The organism is Thermosynechococcus sp. M3746_W2019_013, from assembly GCF_015296045.1.
Lineage (GTDB): Bacteria > Cyanobacteriota > Cyanobacteriia > Thermosynechococcales > Thermosynechococcaceae > Thermosynechococcus.
Window position 1 is genome coordinate 33,895 of sequence record NZ_DVDW01000049.1, and the last position, 18,293, is coordinate 52,187.

General features: G+C 54.1%; 16 protein-coding genes. 12 read left to right on the plus strand and 4 right to left on the minus strand.

Annotated elements, in window-relative coordinates:
• The first annotated feature begins 49 nt into the window (after window positions 1–49).
• The 7 genes from IGQ16_RS09120 (at window position 50) to malQ (ending at window position 7,242) form a co-directional block, all read left to right on the plus strand.
• Window positions 50–1,549 (plus strand): cryptochrome/photolyase family protein, encoded by a 1,500-nt coding sequence (locus IGQ16_RS09120; RefSeq protein WP_297061152.1) that lies wholly within the window; start codon window positions 50–52, stop codon window positions 1,547–1,549.
• Between the two features lie 488 nt (window positions 1,550–2,037).
• Window positions 2,038–3,210 (plus strand): hypothetical protein, encoded by a 1,173-nt coding sequence (locus tag IGQ16_RS09125; protein WP_297061155.1) that lies wholly within the window; start codon window positions 2,038–2,040, stop codon window positions 3,208–3,210.
• A gap of 82 nt (window positions 3,211–3,292) precedes the next feature.
• Window positions 3,293–4,219, plus strand: a complete 927-nt coding sequence (locus IGQ16_RS09130) for an isoaspartyl peptidase/L-asparaginase (protein WP_024125630.1) — start codon at window positions 3,293–3,295, stop codon at window positions 4,217–4,219.
• A gap of 120 nt (window positions 4,220–4,339) precedes the next feature.
• A complete protein-coding gene (gene ndhK / locus IGQ16_RS09135; RefSeq protein WP_024125631.1) occupies window positions 4,340–5,053 on the plus strand; it encodes a photosynthetic/respiratory NAD(P)H-quinone oxidoreductase subunit K in 714 nt (237 codons plus the stop codon).
• A 38-nt stretch (window positions 5,054–5,091) separates the two neighbouring features.
• Entirely contained in the window at window positions 5,092–5,322 is a 231-nt protein-coding gene (gene ndhL, locus IGQ16_RS09140; protein ID WP_297041755.1) for a photosynthetic/respiratory NAD(P)H-quinone oxidoreductase subunit L, read from the plus strand.
• 5 nt (window positions 5,323–5,327) lie between these two features.
• Window positions 5,328–5,660 (plus strand): DUF3007 family protein, encoded by a 333-nt coding sequence (locus tag IGQ16_RS09145; protein ID WP_297061160.1) that lies wholly within the window; start codon window positions 5,328–5,330, stop codon window positions 5,658–5,660.
• A 25-nt stretch (window positions 5,661–5,685) separates the two neighbouring features.
• Window positions 5,686–7,242: a 4-alpha-glucanotransferase gene (gene malQ, locus IGQ16_RS09150; RefSeq protein ID WP_024125634.1), complete on the plus strand. Its 1,557-nt coding sequence runs from the start codon at window positions 5,686–5,688 to the stop codon at window positions 7,240–7,242.
• Here the strand turns inward: malQ and IGQ16_RS09155 are convergent.
• A complete protein-coding gene (locus tag IGQ16_RS09155; protein ID WP_024125635.1) occupies window positions 7,239–8,588 on the minus strand; it encodes a pentapeptide repeat-containing protein in 1,350 nt (449 codons plus the stop codon). The genes malQ and IGQ16_RS09155 overlap by 4 nt on opposite strands.
• A gap of 140 nt (window positions 8,589–8,728) precedes the next feature.
• Between IGQ16_RS09155 and IGQ16_RS09160 the strand changes: the two genes are divergently transcribed.
• From IGQ16_RS09160 to IGQ16_RS09170, 3 genes are all read left to right on the plus strand, one after another.
• Window positions 8,729–9,883 (plus strand): DegT/DnrJ/EryC1/StrS aminotransferase family protein, encoded by a 1,155-nt coding sequence (locus IGQ16_RS09160; RefSeq protein ID WP_024125636.1) that lies wholly within the window; start codon window positions 8,729–8,731, stop codon window positions 9,881–9,883.
• A 235-nt stretch (window positions 9,884–10,118) separates the two neighbouring features.
• Entirely contained in the window at window positions 10,119–11,123 is a 1,005-nt protein-coding gene (locus IGQ16_RS09165) for a 2-hydroxyacid dehydrogenase (protein ID WP_297040450.1), read from the plus strand.
• A 97-nt stretch (window positions 11,124–11,220) separates the two neighbouring features.
• Complete coding sequence (locus tag IGQ16_RS09170) at window positions 11,221–12,426, plus strand: argininosuccinate synthase (protein WP_297040455.1); 1,206 nt, start codon at window positions 11,221–11,223, stop codon at window positions 12,424–12,426.
• On the opposite strand, the gene IGQ16_RS09175 is transcribed toward IGQ16_RS09170, so the two are convergent.
• Window positions 12,423–12,695 carry a YciI family protein gene (locus tag IGQ16_RS09175; protein WP_024125639.1) on the minus strand — a complete coding sequence of 91 codons (273 nt, stop codon included), beginning with the start codon at window positions 12,693–12,695 and terminating at the stop codon, window positions 12,423–12,425. The genes IGQ16_RS09170 and IGQ16_RS09175 overlap by 4 nt on opposite strands.
• A gap of 105 nt (window positions 12,696–12,800) precedes the next feature.
• Between IGQ16_RS09175 and IGQ16_RS09180 the strand changes: the two genes are divergently transcribed.
• Together IGQ16_RS09180 and IGQ16_RS09185 are read left to right on the plus strand one after the other, a co-directional pair.
• A complete protein-coding gene (locus IGQ16_RS09180; protein ID WP_024125640.1) occupies window positions 12,801–14,108 on the plus strand; it encodes a pentapeptide repeat-containing protein in 1,308 nt (435 codons plus the stop codon).
• A complete protein-coding gene (locus IGQ16_RS09185) occupies window positions 14,108–15,388 on the plus strand; it encodes a CCA tRNA nucleotidyltransferase (protein WP_297061165.1) in 1,281 nt (426 codons plus the stop codon). Before IGQ16_RS09180 ends, IGQ16_RS09185 begins: the two co-directional genes overlap by 1 nt.
• On the opposite strand, the gene IGQ16_RS09190 is transcribed toward IGQ16_RS09185, so the two are convergent.
• Both IGQ16_RS09190 and IGQ16_RS09195 read right to left on the minus strand, forming a co-directional pair.
• Complete coding sequence (locus tag IGQ16_RS09190) at window positions 15,385–16,443, minus strand: extracellular solute-binding protein (RefSeq protein WP_297061167.1); 1,059 nt, start codon at window positions 16,441–16,443, stop codon at window positions 15,385–15,387. The genes IGQ16_RS09185 and IGQ16_RS09190 overlap by 4 nt on opposite strands.
• On the minus strand, window positions 16,431–18,020 hold the full coding sequence (locus IGQ16_RS09195) for a glucose-6-phosphate isomerase (RefSeq protein WP_297061169.1): 1,590 nt from the start codon (window positions 18,018–18,020) through the stop codon (window positions 16,431–16,433). Before IGQ16_RS09195 ends, IGQ16_RS09190 begins: the two co-directional genes overlap by 13 nt.
• Between the last annotated feature and the right edge of the window lie 273 nt (window positions 18,021–18,293).

An 18,293-nucleotide genomic window follows, 5' to 3' on the forward strand; every position in this document is an offset into this window, starting at 1 on the left:
CTGTCTAACCCTGCTATGGTGTCAAAGGAGCAGTAGGAAACCACCGTTGATGGCCATTGGCGTTTGGGTTTTAGGGGATCAACTGTCGCTACAGCAGGCCGCGCTGCAAAGTTGCGCCCATCCTGTCCCCGTCATCCTCATTGAGTCCCACCAGTGGGTCAAACAACGCCGCTACCATGCCCAAAAACTGGTGCTGGTGTGGTCGGCCATGCGGCACTTTGCCCAAGACCTCGAAGCGGCCGGTTGGCCAGTGACCTACGCGATCGCCCCCGACTTTGCCACCCCGCTGCGGCAGTGGATCAGTGCCCACAACATCCACGAAGTGCGGATCATGCAACCTAGCGATCGCCCCTTTCGTGACTGCATTGCCACCTTTGACCTGCCCTGTGCCATTAAATTGCTGCCGAACAATCACTTTCTCTGGTCAGAAGCGGACTTTCAGCAGTGGGCAGCCGGTCGCAAAACCCTTGTCCTGGAGCACTTTTACCGTGCAGGGCGGCAGCGGTTTCAAATCCTGATGGAGGGCAAATCTCCTGCCGGCGGCAAATGGAACTACGATGCTGAGAACCGCCAAGGGCCCGCTGCTAACCTCAAACCCCCACCACCGCTGCGCTTTTGTCCCGATAGGATTACCCAAGAAGTCATTGAAACAGTGCGCCAAGGAAACTTTGACACCTATGGCCACATCGAACCCTTTTACTGGGGGGTTAGCCGCGCCCAAGCCCTGCAAGTCTTGGAAAACTTTATTGAATACCGCTTGCCCCAGTTTGGCCCCTACCAAGATGCCATGGTGGTAGGAGAAGAGACCCTGTGGCACAGCCTCCTTTCCCCCTATTTGAATTTAGGCCTACTGTCTCCCCAAGAAGTGATTGATGCGGCCTTAGTGGCCTACGGTGAACGGCAACTCCCCCTAAATAGCGTTGAGGGGTTTATTCGCCAAATTCTTGGCTGGCGCGAGTATATGTATGGCCTTTATCACTACCTCGGTGCCGACTACTGTCAGCGAAACTTCTTTCAGCACCACCAATCTCTGCCGGCTTTCTTTTGGCAGAGCGATCGCGCTACAATGAGCTGTCTGCGCTACGTTCTTAAGCAAATTGAGTGCACTGGCTATGCCCACCACATTCAGCGGCTGATGATCCTGGCCAACTTTGCTCTCATTACTGGCTTAGCTCCTCAGGAAGTGGAAAACTGGTTCCACAGTGTCTTTATTGACGCCTATGATTGGGTGATGCAAACCAATGTCTTGGGAATGGGCTTATTTGCCGATGGCGGACTCTTGGCCTCCAAACCCTATGCCGCCTCCGCTAACTACATTCAGCGCATGAGTAATTATTGCCAAGGATGTGCCTATAACCCAAAGCAACGCGTGGGCGATCGCGCTTGCCCCTTTAACTTTTTTTATTGGCATTTCCTAGCACGCCATCGAACAGTCCTGAGTCGGCAAGGACGCATGGCCATTGCCCTTAAAAATCTGGAAAAATTGAGCGCCTTGGAAATGGCCGCAATTCAACAGGAGGTAGAGCGGTGGTATTTTGAAAATTCATAGATCGAGAAGATATCAATTGTATTTCAGATTACATTTACTTGTAAAACTTGAACCCACCTTTTCTGAGTCATCCACTCATCTATTGATGATCTATACTCCATAGCTGTTTCGAAAGGGAGTGATATATTACAAAGAGAGATAAATTACCCTTGAAGAATCCGCTGGCATCCTTAAAAAACATGAGCGATAGCTTAGACTACAAGAGCCAGTTATCTCCTATGCTAAGTAAGGTAGCGAATGATGATGAGGTGATTTGCAACTATTCTGCTTATTCTGCTGCCTAATGTCTCATTCTTTGTTGGAATAGCCATAATTCAAACCTAAGGCATTTTTCAAATCCATTAGGGAAAAGCTTAACCAAAAGATAACCGAAAAATAATGTTCTCCTATGCTGAATTCGACATAATTTAGACAGGTGGCATCAAGTGTAAGTACAGTTGCCGCTTTCAAGCAATTCAATTCGATGCTCATTCCGGGGGGATACGCAAATGAATGAGACACTAAAGGGCACATCCAAAGTTCACTTTGCCGCCGCCACCACCTTAGCAGACCTGCCCTATTTTTCCTATCAGGTTTCCCCCGAGACCATTGCCGAAGAGGTGGCTGAGCAATTTCAACGTGATCCTGAGCTACCAGGGGTCTTGGTGGCGGCGGGCGATCGCGTCATCGGCATGATCTCCAAGGTCAAGTTTTTTGAGCGCATGAGTCAGCAATTTGGCCGGGATCTATACTTGCCGCGCCCCATTAAGTTAATGCCGGAAATTGCCAATCCCAAAGTTCCTCCGCTTGTCTTGATGGCACGCACCCCCGTCGAAGAAGCTGTGGAGCAGGCCTTGAATCGCCCCCCTGCCTTTGTCTATGAACCCATTGTCGTGCGCACGGGCAAGCAACTGGTCTTGGTGGATATGCGGGTCGTCCTAATTGCCCAGGCTCAAGTCCTGAGTAGGAAAAATCTTTTTATTCAGCAGCAGCACCTCCACACCCAGCAAATCCTTGAGAGCCTAAGAGTGGAAAAAGAGCGCAACCAGGACTACGCCAAGCGCCTTGAAAGCGAGCTCACCCGCACTCAACAGATGAATGAAGCCCTAGAGCAGCAGGAGCGCTCTGTCCGTGAGCAAGCAGAGCGGATTGCTCAACTGAACCAACGGTTTATTTCCATCAGCCAAGTGCTCTCAGAGCGCGGCCAAAAGGCCTTTCAGGAAACCTTCACAGGGGTTAACCAAATTACCCGCCACACCGCGGAGGTCTATCGTCTCAGTGAAAGGCTGAAGCGGGACGTGGAAATTATTGACCAAGCCACCCATCAAATTGCCGAGATTACCCGTCAGGTGAAGCACCTTGCGGTGCAAGCGGGGTTGATTGCCAGTCGCAGCGGCCAGCGGACGGTGGGCTTTGATTTTATTACTGAGGCAATTAACAAACTGGCCAACCAAGTGGTTGTTGCCAACCAGCAGGTGGAGGAAATGGCCAATCATTTTCGCCATCACATCCGCGAAGTGGTGCAGTCCACCGCCTCTGGCGAAAAAATCGCGCGATCGCTCCTCAGTCAAGTAGAAACTACTCAGCAAGCCATCCAAGAACTGCAAACCCTCCTGGATGCTGAGGGTACAGCCGCCGCCGAAACCGAGAAGGAAGTTCTGCCAACCGCTGTGGTTGCTTAAGGCGGTAGATTTAGGCCATGGCCACAGGCTATCTTGGAGCTAGAACACTTTTAATTTCTAGGCTTAATTTTTAGGATTGAGGATGCCCCGACCCACTGTTATTCTCCATGGCGGCGCCGGCAGGTCGCTCCAAGATAAAGGTGGTCTCATTCCTGTCCGCCAATCCCTCCATGGCATTGTCACCCAAGTAGTTCAGGCCCTCAAAGAAGGAGCAACGGCGATTGAGGCAGTGGTTTTGGGGTGTCGGCTCCTAGAAGATGAACCGCGCTTCAATGCCGGCACAGGCTCGGTGCTGCAGTCCGATGGGCAGATTCGCATGAGCGCCTCTTTAATGGATGGGCAGCGGCAGCGCCTTAGTGGTGTCATCAACGTCTCGCGAGTAAAAAATCCCATTGATCTTGCCCACTGGCTACAACAGTGCCCCGATCGCGTTCTGTCCGATGTGGGGGCAGCAGAATTGGCTCGTGAATTGCAGCTTCCTGTGTATCAACCCCTAACGGATCAGCGACTCTACGAATGGCTCGAGGAACGCAAGGGGAATTTCTCAAAATCAATGGCGAGGGTGGTGGCCGAAGAGGCAGGACGGGGCACGATTGGTGTCGTGGTTTTAGATCAGCAGGGACACTTGGCTGTGGGGACTTCCACTGGCGGCAAAGGTTTTGAGCGTATTGGGCGGGTGAGTGACTCCGCAACCCCAGCTGGAAACTATGCCAACAGCTTAGCAGCGGTCAGTTGTACAGGCATTGGTGAAGACATTCTCGATGAGGCGCTGGCCACGCGGATTGTGGTGCGAGTAACCGATGGCCTGTCCCTCGGGGCGGCCTTTGAAAAATCCTTCCGGGAAGCCGCCAGTCGGCAACGGGATTTTGGCGCCATTGGCTTGGATCATCAGGGGGCGATCGCCTGGGGTAAGACCTGTGATGTTCTTCTTGCGGCCTACTGGGATGGCACGACCATTGGCGATACCTTGGAATTACCACCAGGGCTACAGGTGGGCAGTCAAAAATAATTTATCCTTGATGTCAAGTTTTTTTATTGCTTGCTGGAGCGGATTGGGTGCATCCGTTGGGGCAAACCCCTATAATCTTAAATGTTTTTACATTTGGCCGATGTCCCTTGAGGGAACCCTATGACCAATACGACCTCGCCTGCCATTCTCAATCCGATTGCCCGTCCTGAAGTTCCCCAAGAACTTGCTGAAAATATCATCCTCACATCCCTCAATGATGTCTATGACTGGGCACGGCTATCGAGCCTCTGGCCGCTCATGTATGGCACTGCCTGCTGCTTCATTGAGTTTGCTGCCATGATTGGCTCGCGCTTCGATTTTGATCGCTTTGGCTTGGTGCCCCGCAACAGCCCCCGTCAGGCAGATTTGATCATCACCTCCGGCACAATCACAATGAAGATGGCACCGGCTTTGGTACGCCTTTACGAGCAAATGCCCAACCCCAAATACGTGATTGCCATGGGTGCCTGCACGATCACAGGGGGCATGTTTAGCTCTGATTCTTATTCCGCTGTGCGTGGTGTGGACAAGCTGATTCCCGTAGATGTCTATTTGCCTGGCTGCCCACCCCGTCCAGAGGCAATCATGGATGCCATTATCAAGCTGCGCAAGAAAATTGCCAACGAACATATCAACGAGCGGGGTAACCTTGCCCAAACCCATCGCCTCTTTACCGCCAAGCACAAAATGAAACCCGTGCCGCCCATTCTGACGGGCCAATATCTCAATGCTCCTACTCGTCAAGCGCCTCCCCCTGCCCTTGCGGCAGCGATGGGAATAGCCGTTCCTGCCCTTGGAGAAGCCGTGAGCGAAACCAGCAGCACTGGAGAATAATTCAAATTCAATCCTTCTTGGCAAAGAGGTAGCAAGCAATGGCAGTTTCAACAGAGCTTTTAGTTCTTGGTGTGTATGTGGCCTTGGCGGGGCTGTATCTGCTGGTGGTGCCGGCGATTGTCTATGCCTATTTGAAAGCGCGCTGGTATGTGGCTAGCTCCTTTGAGCGGGCGTTTATGTACTTTCTAGTTACTTTTTTCTTTCCGGGATTACTCCTGCTCGCACCCTTTATTAACTTTCGCCCACAACCGCGCTCTCTCAATTCCTAGGTGCTATGCGCCGCATTGATGTTCTAGGAATTGGTGTTGGTCTTTTCTTTGGCGGTGGTTTGGTCTATCTCCTGTTGCGGATGGCCGGGGTTGAGCCACTTCAGGCGGGTGTTTGGAGTCAGGCTATTTTTGTCTTGGGAATTCTTGGCTGGCTCTCCACTTACCTACTGCGGGTTTTTACGGGGCGGATGACCTACCACCAACAACTCAAAGACTATGAAGAGGCACTTCTTAGCGATCGCCTAGCACGGCTGTCGCCAGAGGAGCGAGCGGCCCTCGAAGCTGAGATTCTCGCAGAAACCAACCCTACAGCTGATCCTGAATTGGGAGATAATTAGCTCAAGTTTCCCCTATGGCTTGGCAATGCACTTTCCCCGCTCCTGTGGTTTACTGCTCCATCCCACCTCCCTTCCCGGTGGTCACGGCATTGGTGAGTTGGGTGCCGCTGCCCGTGAGTTCTTGGAATTTTTAGTGGCCAGTGATCAGCAGTACTGGCAAGTGCTGCCCCTAGGCCCCACCGGCTTTGGGAATTCTCCCTATATGTGCTATTCCGCTATGGCGGGTAACCCGCTGCTGATTAGCTTGGAGGAGGTCGCAAAAGCCGGTTGGTTAACGGAGGCTGATCTAGCGCAGATTAACCTTGAGAATCGCGATCGCGTGGATTTCGACGCTGTGATCAACCAGAAACTGCCGCTCCTACGCCTTGCGGCGCAACGTTTTCAGAGTCAAGCTACCCCAGGAGACTGGCAGGCCTTCCGCGACTTCCAAGCCCTTGCTCACTACTGGCTGCCCACCTATGCCCTCTTTATGGCAATTAAGGAGCACCATGAGGGACAGCCGTGGTATGAATGGCCCGCTCCTTTGCGCGATCGCGAACCAACCGCCCTTGCCGCTATCCAAGTTGTTCTCAAAGACCGCATTTTTGAGTACGAGTTTCAGCAATTTCTCTTTTACCAACAGTGGCACGCCCTCAAGGAAGCCGCCAATCAACGGGGGATTCAAATTATCGGTGATATTCCCATTTACGTTGCCCACGACAGTGCCGATGTCTGGGCCTTTCCTCAATTTTTTGAACTCAATCCAGAAACAGGTGCGGCTGCCCTCATGGCCGGTGTGCCCCCCGACTACTTTAGCGCCACAGGACAACTGTGGGGCAATCCCATTTACAACTGGAAAGCCCTTGCTGCCGATGGCTACTCTTGGTGGATTGAGCGCTTCCGTGCTCTCCTTTCCTATGTGGACATTATCCGTGTCGATCACTTTCGCGGCTTTCAGGCCTACTGGCAAGTACCGGAAGGGGAGAAAACAGCTGTCAACGGCGAGTGGCAACCAGGTCCTGGTGCTGCCTTCTTTGAAGCTTTGCAAGCGGCCTTGGGACGACTGCCTATTCTAGCGGAGGATTTAGGGGATATTACCCCCGATGTCATTGCCCTGCGGGATCAGTTTCAGTTTCCGGGGATGAAAATTCTCCAGTTTGCCTTTGGCGGTGGTTCAGATAATCCGTTTTTGCCCTTTAATCAAGAGCGCAACTGCGTGGTGTATACCGGCACTCACGACAATGACACAACTGTGGGCTGGTATCGCAACCTGAGTGACTGGGAACGGCAGCGTTTTATTGACTATTTGGGCTATACCCCCAGCGAACCCCACTGGGCATTGATTCGCATGGCCTTGGGAACCGTGGCTAACCAAGCCATTATTCCCGTTCAAGATTTGCTCGGCCTCGATAGCCATGCCCGCATGAATTTTCCTGGGACTGGCGAAGGCAACTGGGCATGGCGACTGACTGCTGGTCAACTCACCCCTGAACTTGCCGCTCATTTGAAGCACCTGGTACATCTCTTTGGCCGCCAAGCGCCCCCCAGGCCTCAACCTAGTGAAGCCGAGGCAGGATCCCTCGGAATTGAGACGCAGCCCTAAGCTCGCCGTCGGCCATCGGGCATAATCGTGCCCCGCAAATCCACTTCACTGAGATTGGCACCACTCATATCTGCAGCAGTCAGGTTGGCCCGCGTCAAATCGGCCCGCGACAGGTTCGAGCCTGAGAGGTTGGCATCTCCTAAGTCTGCGCCACTCAAGTTAACACCGCTGAGGTCTACGGTTCCCAGCAAGCTGCCGCTAAAGGTTGCCCGGCTTAGGGTGGCTCCACTCAGGGTGGCGCGGCTCAGGTTTGCTTCGGAGAGGGTAGCACGACTCAGGTTGGCTCCCACCAAGCGGGCGCGGCTGAGATTGGCTTCTACTAAGTCGGCACGGCTAAAGTTAGCTTCCGTTAAGTCCACCTCGCGGAGATTGGCACCGCTCAGATTAGCCCCCCGCAGCTTCACCCCATTAAAGACTAGGCCACTGAGATTGGCACTGCGTAGATCCGTTTGACTCAAATCCGCATTATCCAGCAATGCACCCTGCAGATTTGCCCCTTGGAGATTCGCTCCCCGCAGATTGGTGCCCACCAGTTTAGCATGGCTGAGGTTGGCGCCCTGCAAATTTGCGCCACTGAGATTCGCACGGCTCAGGTTGGTATGACTCAGGTTCGCGCCACTGAGATTGGCACCACCAAGGTTGACCTCTGATAGCTCTAGGGACGATAGATCCGCCTTTGCCAGTTCGGCGCCGACAAGTTTGGCCTTGGTAAGGTTGGCTTCACTGAGCTTGACTTCCGTGAGATCAACGCGACTCAGATTGGCACCTGTAAGATTTGCCGCCGTTAAATTAGCACCCCTCAGGTTGGCACCGCTGAGGTTTGTGCCACTGAGATTGGCATTGCTGACATCCGCCTGAATTAAATCCACACGGGTCAGGTTTGCCTGCTTTAGCTCTGTTCCATGCAAATTGGCGCCCTGTAAATTTGCTCCCGAAAGGTTCACGCCGTCGAGGGTCAATCCCCGCAGATCTGCATTGGCCAAATCCACACGGGAGAGGTTTGCACCCTGAAGCACTGTTCCCCGCAGTGTGGTTTCACTCAGTTCAGCGCGGCTGAGATTAGCTCGTGTCAGGTTTGCCCAACTGAGATCACTACGACTCAAGTTTGCGCCAGCGAGGTTGGCATCCACCAATTCTGCTTTGATGAGCATCGCATTGACAATTTCTGCACCACATAGCACGGCGCCACTGAGATTTGCCCCGCTCAGGTTGACCCACTCCATGTCGGCACGGGAGAGAATAATCCCCCGTAGATCAGCGTTAATAAACTCGCCATTTGTCAAACTGGCGCGATTAAAGTCCCGTTCACCGCTGGCGTAGCGTTTTAACAACTCTTGGGGATTCATCAAAAAAAATTGGCTCTGGAACTCCGCCCCTGAGAGCGGCTCTACACTCTAAGCCTAGCTTAATTCGCTAAAACCACACTACGCTCGTGAGAGGATGACTCGTGAGAGGATGATAATAAAGACTTGCGCTCGATGCTCTCATGGATACCATTCCTATTCTTGATCTCAAAGCCCAATATCAGTCCCTCCAACCAGAGATCGATCGCGCAGTTGCCCGGGTACTCGCATCAGGTCAGTTCATTCTAGGGCCAGAGGTACAGGCCTTTGAGGAAGAGGTGGCCGCCTATTTAGGGGTGCGCCAGGCGGTAGCCGTTAATTCAGGAACAGATGCATTGGTGATTTCCCTGCGCAGTTTGGGGGTGGGTGCTGGGGATGAGGTGATTACAACCCCTTTTTCGTTTTTTGCCACGGCAGAGGCGATTAGTTTGGTGGGTGCCCGCCCAGTTTTTGTGGATGTGGAATTGGACTCCTTTAACCTTGATCCCAGTAAAGTTGCTGCAGCGATTACCCCTCGCACCAAGGTGATTTTGCCTGTGCATTTATTTGGCCGACCGGCAGCGATGGGGGCAATTATGGAACTTGCTCAGGCTCATGGGTTAGCGATCCTTGAGGATTGTGCCCAGTCTTTTGGGGCCCGCTATTGCCCGCCCTGTGAAAATTGCCAATGTGAAGCGGCAACTCAAGAAGCCTTGGCCCATCGGTTCACGGGCGCGATCGGTACGATGGGTGCCTTTTCCTTTTTCCCCACGAAGAATTTGGGTGCCTATGGTGATGGCGGTCTGATTACTACCAATGATGAGGATTTAGCAGAGCGATCGCGCATGCTGCGGGTTCACGGCGCCCGTCAACGCTACCACCACGAAATAATTGGCTACAATTCCCGCTTGGATAGCCTCCAGGCAGCAATTCTACGGGTGAAGCTGCCCCATATCGATCGCTGGAATCAACAGCGACGGCGAGTCGCCCAAACCTATAACCAAGCCTTGGCTGGTCTTGAGGCAGTAGTGACCCCAGCCGTGTCTGCGGGGCATGTGTTTCATCAATATACGATTCGGGTGCTGAATGGCCAGCGGGATGCGCTTGTGGCTTACCTAAAGGAGGCTGGCATTAGTTCAATGATTTACTACCCCATTCCCCAAGATCACTTTCCGATGTACAAGGGGCAATCTCCTCCCAATCCTGTGAGCGATCGCCTTGCTAGCGAGGTTCTTAGCTTGCCCATTTGGCCTGAATTAAGCGATGCCACCATTGAGTATATTGCGGCAACCATTCGGCAGTTTTTTCACCCGTCCTGAGGCGTTTCTGTGAGTATCTCTTCAGGCGTTGCCTTAGCATCTGCACTAAGGCAGTCTTTGCCGCAACTTAACAGAACCTTAAACTGAGACTCGCTAGGCTAGCTACAGCTCTTTGCCAAGATGGGGCGTTACAAACACAACACGGGACATGGTTTCCTAATTAGCTTTCTGGGTATTGGCTGTGTTTGCCCCCTCTGGAAAGGGCTGTCCTGTTGCTTACCCGAGGAGATCCCCCATGAAGGTTGCGGTTTTTAGTGCGAAATCCTACGATCGCCAGTTTTTGGATGCTGCCAATGCGGCTCAAGGCCATCCCCATGTTCTAACCTATTACGATTTGCTGCTGCGGCCTCAAACAGTGTCCCTGGCTGAGGGGCACAATGCAATCTGTGCCTTTGTCAATGACGATCTTGGGGCACAGACCCTAGAGCGACTCGCACAGTTGGGGGTGCGTCTAGTCACCCTGCGCTGTACGGGCTTTAACAATGTGGATTTAGCTACGGCGGCCAACGTGGGCATAACGGTTACCCGCGTGAGTACTTATTCCCCCTATTCGGTGGCAGAGCATACGGTGGGGCTGATCCTGATGCTCAACCGCAAACTCCACCGTGCCTACAACCGGGTGCGCGATGATAACTTTTCCCTAGAGGGACTGATGGGCTTTGACCTCCATGGTTGTACCGTTGGCATCATTGGCACGGGTAAAATTGGCCGAGTTGTTGCTCAGATTTTGCATGGTTTTGGCTGCCACCTTTACGGTTACGATCCCTACCCTAGTGAAGCTTTTAGGGAGATTGGTACCTACACAACCTTAGAAACATTGCTGGCGGCATCCGACATTATTACCCTCCATTGCCCCCTGCTTCCCGAAAATGAACACCTGATCAACGCCACCACGATCGCCCAAATGAAGCGGGGCGTCATGCTAATCAATACCAGTCGCGGCAAACTGGTGGACACCAAAGCCGTCATTGAGGGCATTAAAAGCGGCCAAATTGGTTATCTGGGCATTGATGTCTATGAAGAGGAAGACTCCCTCTTTTTCCAAGACCTCTCGGACACCATCATCCAGGACGACACCTTCCAACTCCTGCAATCCTTCCCCAATGTGGTGATTACTGCCCACCAGGCCTTCTTTACCCGCAATGCTCTCACGGATATTGCCCGTACCACGATTGAAAATTTGACCTGTTTTGAGCAAGGCCTGCCCCTAGCAAACGAAGTGAAACAGCCCTCACCCTGAGGCTCAACCAACTCAACAGGGGGACTAATGACTTTTCGGGCAAACAGATCCGCTATAGTAGCGATCGCGTTTGTTTCAGACAAGTCAGGAAAGACTCATGGGGCGTGCAGAAAAAGTCATTTTGGCCTATTCGGGGGGGGTGGATACCTCCGTATGTATTCCCTATCTCAAGCACGAGTGGGGAGTGAAGGAAGTTATTACCCTCGCAGTGGATTTAGGACAGGGGGATGAACTGGAGCCCATTCGCCAAAAGGCCCTTGATGCAGGTGCCAGCGCCTCGTTAGTGGCTGATGCCAAAGCTGAGTTCATCCGCAACTATGCTTTTCCAGCCATTCAAGCCAACGCCCTCTACGAAAATCGCTATCCCCTCTCGACGGCCCTTGCTCGCCCCTTGATTGCCAAGCTCTTGGTGGAGGCGGCTACCCAATACGGTGCTGACGCTGTTGCCCACGGCTGTACTGGGAAAGGGAATGATCAAGTCCGCTTTGATGTGGCGATCGCTGCCCTCAATCCCCATCTCAAGGTCTTAGCACCCGCGCGTGAATGGGGCATGAGCCGTGAAGAAACCATTGCCTACGGCGAACGCTTTGGCATTCCTGCGCCTGTCAAGAAATCTTCCCCCTACAGCATTGACCGCAATCTTTTGGGACGCAGTATTGAAGCTGGCCCCCTTGAGGATCCGTGGATTGAACCCCTTGAGGAGGTCTATTTGATGACCCAAGCCATTGAACACACCCCCAACTCACCGGAGTATGTGGATATTGGCTTTGAAGCAGGGGTTCCTACCAGCCTCGATGGTCGCCCCCTTGATCCTGTGACATTGGTCAGTGAACTCAATGAGCGAGTGGGTCGCCACGGCTTTGGCCGCATTGACATGATTGAAAATCGCCTGGTTGGCATTAAATCCCGTGAAATTTACGAAGCCCCTGGTCTACTGGTGCTCATTGACGCCCACCGCGATTTGGAAAGTTTGACTCTGACTGCTGATGTGACGCAGTATAAGCGGGGCATTGAGGAAACCTACAGCCGCTTGGTCTATAACGGCCTCTGGTACAGCCCCCTCAAGGAAGCCCTCGATGCCTTTATTCAACAGACTCAGCAGCGGGTCACAGGTACCGTGCGCGTCAAGCTCTTTAAGGGAACTGCACGGGTGGTGGGGCGGCAATCTCCCTACTCCCTTTATACGCCTGATTTGGCCACCTATGGCAGGGAGGATCAATTCGACCACAGGGCAGCTGAGGGCTTTATCTATGTGTGGGGGCTACCCACCCGTGTCTGGGCAGAAAAACTGCGCCAAGGCTAGTCGGGGGCTTCGACAATACACCACTCATGGAGTTCGTAGTGGACGCACTGGTGTTGGACGAGGGGATCACGGGCAACAATTTCCTCAGCCGCCTTGCGGGAATCGGCCTGAAACAACAGCATGCCACCCCCTCGCTCAGCCCAGTATCCCGTGCGGGCTTGATGGCCGGCGGCAATGAGGGAGCGTACATAGGCCCGATGGGCAGGAACATAGCGATCAAAGGTTGCTTTGTCCACAATGCCGCGCTCAATTTTGACAAACCATGGCATTGGTGATTGGCTCCTGTGGATTCGAATCAAGACCTAGAATAGCTATAAGCAGTGTGCCTGAGTGACGCTGTTGTGCCCTGATTGTGAGCGGCTATGAGCAAAGCCATGACCCTTGAAACCTTGTTAAGTGAATTTGCCCGTGGAGTGCGGAATTTCCGTGGTGTTAATTTGGCAGGCAGTGTGTTTCCTTTAGTACAACTCAGCCATGTTGATCTGGCGGGAGCCAATCTGCAGGGCATTAATTGGAGTGGGGCGGATTTGATCAAGGCTAACCTGGCCAATGCCAATCTGCGGGGAGCCAACCTGATTGGTGCAGATCTTAGTGGGGCTAACCTCACCGATGCAAACTTGCAGGACGCAATCCTAAGTGGTGCTGTTTTGGTGGGAGCCTACCTCTCCCGAGCCAATTTGCAGCGAGCAGTCCTCAGCGGTGCCATCCTCAAGGGGGCAGTTCTCCACGACAGTAATCTCAAGGATACGAATGTGGTGGGTGCAGATTTATCGGAGGCGGATTTGACTGGGGCGATCGCCCGCCGCCAAGACCTGGAGGAGGCCAAGCTCGCAGGCACCATCCTACCCAACGGCGAAGTGGTTTTGGAGGATGGAGACATTCAAGAGATACCGTTGCCACCCCCAACCACCACTCCCCAGCCAATGGCGGTTGCTAACGAAACTACTCTCATTGAGTGGACAAATGAGCAGGTGATTCAAATGCTGATCCTGCAACAGCACCCCTTGCCCAGTACCTATCAAAGTGCCGATTTGAAGGTGGTGGATTTGGGCAATCACAGTTATCAACTGCGCACTGTCACTGACACGGTCGTTGCGGTGGTGGAGGGAGCCAGTGTGGCCGATGAAAAAGTAACCCTTTTTACCGAGGCACCCTTTGCAGATTTAGTGGCCAGTGTACTCCAAGCCCATTCATTTTTGCCCACCCAATACGTCAGTGAACCGCTGCCGGCATGGCGGTACGAGCAGGTACCGATTCCCCAGGGGGGCGAGGTGCGTTTAGGAACGGCACGGCAACTCTGGAAGACCTGGTGGCTGCTGCTGAAGTCGGCTGCTGCTGCGCAAGAGCCGTCGCAATTGCAACTTTTGGTGGGTAAGGAGTGGCAACCCATTCGGGAGATTGCCTTTTCAGCCGCGGCAGCGGGGGGGCTGATCATTAAGACATCTGGGGGCGATCGCCACTATCCTGGGGATGCCTCACTGATTTGGCTAGAAAAGATATCCCCGGCATCCCTAGCAACGGGTACCCCAGCGCCAACTCTGACTGTCCCTCCCTGGAAGGGGCTACTGAGATTTGATAATAACCGCTTGACTATTCAAACTGCGGCTGGACCCGTCTGTGTTGAGGGGGAAAATCTGAGGGTTATCATTGGTGGGCAAGCGATCGATCTCAACCAGCTCTGATGGTCGTTGTTCAACCCTTTGATTTTAGCCGCTGGCCCATTGCTGTCAGTGATTTACCCGCCGATACTTACCTTGTGGGGGGGGCGGTGCGGGATGCTCTCCTCGGTCGGACAACATTGTACCCCGACTGGGATTTTATTGTGCCGAGGGATGCCATTGCCCTGAGCAAAAAACTGGCGGATCAGTACAAGGCTGGATGGGTTCTTTTGGATCGCGATCGCGGGGTTGCCCGCTTAGTCTTTTCCCATACGACGGTGGACATTGCCCAGCGGCATGGTGAGACGCTCTTAACCGATTTGAGCGATCGCGATTTTCGGATCAATGCCATTGCCTACGACATTCATCACCACCACATTGTCGATCCCCTCGGTGGCCTCTTAGATTTGCAACGCCGCCAAATTCACTATGTAGCGCCAGAAAATCTTGCTGCTGATCCATTGCGACTCCTACGCGCCTATCGCCAAGCCGCTCAACTCCAATTTACGATTACGCCCGAAACACGGCAGGTAATCCAAGCCCTTGCCCCCCAACTGCGGCGAGTGGCAGCAGAACGGGTACGGGTAGAACTCAGTTATCTCCTGAGTGCTGTTGAGGGTGCGGCTCAAGTGACCCTCGCCTTTCGCGATGGGGTATTGGCGGTGTGGTTGCCTTCGGTAACCGAGGAGCGGATGACCCACTACCATGCCCTTGAATCTACCCTAGCGAATTTCCCTTTCCCTGCCCTGTGGCCGGCGCTGACGAAATCCATTGCCGCAACGAATGCCCCCGGTGAGCCCCAACGGCGAACCCTAGCGGCTTTGGCCAAGCTCACCTGCCTCGTGAATGCCAGCGATCGCCAAGCTGCCGAGGAATTGACTGCACTCACCTACACCACCGATGAAATTCGCATTGTCCAAGTTCTATGCCGCCTCCTCAGCCACTGGCTAGTCCCCCTCCAACAGCCCCTGAACCGTGAGCAAGCCTTTTATCTATTCCGCGCAGCAGGCAGCTATTTTCCAGCCTTTGTTGCTCTGGCCCTTAGCCGTGGCGTCCCCAAAGCGCATCTGGTACCCCTGGTCAGAGGGTGGTTAGACCCTAAGGATGCCATTGCCCATCCCCCCCAGTTGGTGCGAGGTGCTGATCTGGTGGAAGCGTTTCACGTCTTGCCAGGGCCGCGTGTGGGTGAATTGTTGCGAGCGGTGGAAGCAGCCCAAGCGCGGGGGGAAATTAGCGATCGCCCCCAAGCCCTAGCCTATGTGGCCCAACTCCTCAAGGGGGCAACGGAACCAAGGCCGAGTTAGGAACTCCTTAGAAAAATCTCTTGCCAAAGGGTGTCATAGGCCTTTTGGGTCGCCCCATCGAGGGGAAGCAGGACTTCACTCTTGGCAAAGGCCGTTGGCGTTGCAAAGGGAATATAGCGGCTGAACAGGGTTTCCCTGAGATTCCTGACAAGGGGTGAAGGAGCATGGCTAAACTGACTCAGTTGTTCAGCAACCTGGGGTTGCCACCAGTAGTTCAACCAAGCCAGTGCTGCGGCATTGGGCTCCTGAGGACAGACCCACAGGTCCACCCAAAGGGCTGTGCCACTGGCTGGAAACACTGCCCCGTAGGTCCGGGGATCTTGCTGCAGGAGCGGCAGTAGATCCGTTGACCAACCCACTGCCAATTGCGTGCTGCCGAGCATTAGGGGCTGCAAGTAGGCGTCAGAACTAAAGAAACGACAGCCTTGGCGCAGCTGCTGCAAGCGTTCCCGCAATTTGGGGTGGGTGGTTGGGCCGTTGTAGGATAGCCCCAAGGATTTCAGGGTTAAGCCAATCACTTCGCGGGGGGTATTCAAGAGGCTGTAGTGTCCCTGCACTGCGGGGTGCCATAGAACGTCCCAATCGGTGGGCTGCCAGCCTAAATCCGCAAAAAAATCGCGGCGATAAATGAGGGCGGTTGCCCCCCAGCGATAGGGAAGACCCCAAAAGGCGTTCCCTTGGCTGATGGCTTGGAGAAGTGGCTGCCACGGTTCAGCCCAGTCAAGCCGGTTTTGAATTCGGGTTTTGGGAATAGGGGCGATCTGGTGTTGGCTCATCGCCTGATTTAGCCAAGCGTCCCCAAGACTGAGAACGGCTGACCCTAGGTTGCCGGCTGCAAGGGTATGGGCTAAAGCTTGGGGGGTTTCCTGAAGGCGCAGATGAATACGGACGTCCGCTTGTTGACGAAATCGCTGAATCAGTTGAGGTGGTAAGGATTTGCGCAGCAGATGAACGGTTAGCCCGCTATTGGCACTTGCTTGGCCACCACTGAGGGCGATCGCCCCCAGGGCAAACAACCCCTGACAAAATTGCCGCCGCTGCATTAGCGTTGCCACCGAAACTGTAATTGACTCGGCTGAGCGGGATCCCCCAGTTGCTCAATGCCGCGATCGTTGGCCACCAAGTGCCGCAGAATCAGGTAAATTCGCTCCAGTTGATCGGGAGCATTGACAGCGCGGGCGATCGCCCCCAAGTCGAGGGGCTCGTCACTTTGTTCTAAAACTTTGACAATCTGGCGTTGCAGTGCCAAGTTTGCCGCCGCTGCTTTTTTCCCAGCTTCCACCCCCGGCTGATGGTAGGCATTGATATTCACCAAGAAGCCATAGAGACCCACCGCTCGCTCGTAGAGGGCAATCAGGGCACCCACTGTTTTGGGGGTCACCTCTGGAATAGTGACCGTCAGAGAGGGGCGATTCTTTTCATAGAGAGCTTGGCGCGTGCCCAGGAGCAGGCCACTGAGGTAATCCCCCGCGGTAATCCCTGGCTCCACATCAATGCTGGGTTCTTGACCATCCCGCAACACTTCAATAAAGGTAACAAAAAAGTTAGGTAGGCCATCCCGCAACTGCTGCACATAGGCGTGTTGATCGGTGGTTCCCTTGTTGCCATAGACGGCAATCCCTTGGTGGACTATGTTGCCGTCGAGATCTTTTTCCTTGCCGAGGGACTCCATGACCAACTGCTGCAAGTAGCGGCTAAACAGCAGCAGACTGTCTTTGTAAGGTAGGACAACCATATCTTTTTCCCCCCGACCCTTGCCTACATGGTGCCAAGCTAAGGCGAGTAGGGCGGCGGGATTTTGGCGGATATTCGGCACACGAGTTGCCTGATCCATTAATTTCGCTCCCGTGAGGAGGTCATCAATGTCAATCCCTTGGAGGGCAGCGGGCAAGAGGCCCACCGTTGAGAGTTCGGAGGTGCGTCCCCCCACCCAGTCAAACATCGGGAAAATGGCGAGCCAACCGTTTGACTCCGCCACTTGGGCAAGGCCACTGCCGGGCATGGTGATGGCCACGGTGTGATCGGCAAAGGCCAGACCGGCGCGTTGGAAGCGGGCTTGGGCTTCTAGCATGCCGTTGCGGGTTTCCGGTGTCCCCCCCGATTTGGAAATGACCAGCACGAGCGTGGTGCGCAGGCGATCGCCCAACTGCGCAAAAACCCGTTCAAAGCCTGCCGGATCGGTGTTGTCCAAAAAATGAATGTTCAAGGGAGGATTCACGGGCGCGAGGGCGGCGGCCACAAACTGCGGACCTAGGGCAGAACCCCCAATGCCAATCGAGAGAATATCCGTAAAGTGACCCCCTTGGGGTGGGGCAATGGCGCCGCTGTGGACTTGCTGGCTAAACTGCTTTACTTGGGCGATCGCAGCGCGGATTTGTGAGCGCAACTCCGGACTAGGGGCTAAGTCTGGATCCCGCAGCCAGTAGTGACCCACCATGCGTCCTTCATCGGGGTTGGCGATCGCCCCCCCTTCCAATTCCGCCATTTGCTGAAAGGCGCGTTCAAAGGCTGGCTCTAGGCGACGAACCCCTTCCGGAGTCAGCCCCATGCGACTGACATCCACATAAAATTCCAGTTCGGGGTGATAGTACAACCACTCTTGGTAATGCTGCCACAGAGCCAACGCATCCATAAAAACATTCCTGCCCTACGATCTCAGCGTACCTCAACAACCGTCCCTTGCTGATTCTAAGTAAGATAGTCCTACTGAGGTCAAAGGTGTGCCCCTTGTAGTTACCGGTCCTCCTCTACCTCAGCAGCTCTCCCTTTGGCCGCACAAAGAGATAGCAATGCCCCAGATTTACGACAACACCAGCCAAGTACTTGCCGATGGGCTGCGCCAGTTCATCGGCAGCGCCCAGTCCTGCGCCTTCTGCGTTGGCTACCTCAACCTACGGGGTTGGGA

Excerpts from the sequence above, each read along its gene's own strand:
- IGQ16_RS09125 (WP_297061155.1), top strand. The coding sequence starts at position 2,038 with ATGAATGAGACACTAAAGGGCACATCCAAAGTTCACTTTGCCGCCGCC.
- IGQ16_RS09120 (WP_297061152.1), top strand. The coding sequence starts at position 50 with ATGGCCATTGGCGTTTGGGTTTTAGGGGATCAACTGTCGCTACAGCAG.
- IGQ16_RS09185 (WP_297061165.1), top strand. The coding sequence starts at position 14,108 with ATGGTCGTTGTTCAACCCTTTGATTTTAGCCGCTGGCCCATTGCTGTC.
- IGQ16_RS09155 (WP_024125635.1), bottom strand. The coding sequence starts at position 8,588 with ATGAATCCCCAAGAGTTGTTAAAACGCTACGCCAGCGGTGAACGGGAC.
- ndhL (WP_297041755.1), top strand. The coding sequence starts at position 5,092 with ATGGCAGTTTCAACAGAGCTTTTAGTTCTTGGTGTGTATGTGGCCTTG.
- IGQ16_RS09170 (WP_297040455.1), top strand. The coding sequence starts at position 11,221 with ATGGGGCGTGCAGAAAAAGTCATTTTGGCCTATTCGGGGGGGGTGGAT.
- malQ (WP_024125634.1), top strand. The coding sequence starts at position 5,686 with ATGCACTTTCCCCGCTCCTGTGGTTTACTGCTCCATCCCACCTCCCTT.
- IGQ16_RS09175 (WP_024125639.1), bottom strand. The coding sequence starts at position 12,695 with ATGCCATGGTTTGTCAAAATTGAGCGCGGCATTGTGGACAAAGCAACC.
- IGQ16_RS09130 (WP_024125630.1), top strand. The coding sequence starts at position 3,293 with ATGCCCCGACCCACTGTTATTCTCCATGGCGGCGCCGGCAGGTCGCTC.
- ndhK (WP_024125631.1), top strand. The coding sequence starts at position 4,340 with ATGACCAATACGACCTCGCCTGCCATTCTCAATCCGATTGCCCGTCCT.
- IGQ16_RS09180 (WP_024125640.1), top strand. The coding sequence starts at position 12,801 with ATGACCCTTGAAACCTTGTTAAGTGAATTTGCCCGTGGAGTGCGGAAT.
- IGQ16_RS09145 (WP_297061160.1), top strand. The coding sequence starts at position 5,328 with ATGCGCCGCATTGATGTTCTAGGAATTGGTGTTGGTCTTTTCTTTGGC.
- IGQ16_RS09165 (WP_297040450.1), top strand. The coding sequence starts at position 10,119 with ATGAAGGTTGCGGTTTTTAGTGCGAAATCCTACGATCGCCAGTTTTTG.
- IGQ16_RS09195 (WP_297061169.1), bottom strand. The coding sequence starts at position 18,020 with ATGGATGCGTTGGCTCTGTGGCAGCATTACCAAGAGTGGTTGTACTAT.
- IGQ16_RS09160 (WP_024125636.1), top strand. The coding sequence starts at position 8,729 with ATGGATACCATTCCTATTCTTGATCTCAAAGCCCAATATCAGTCCCTC.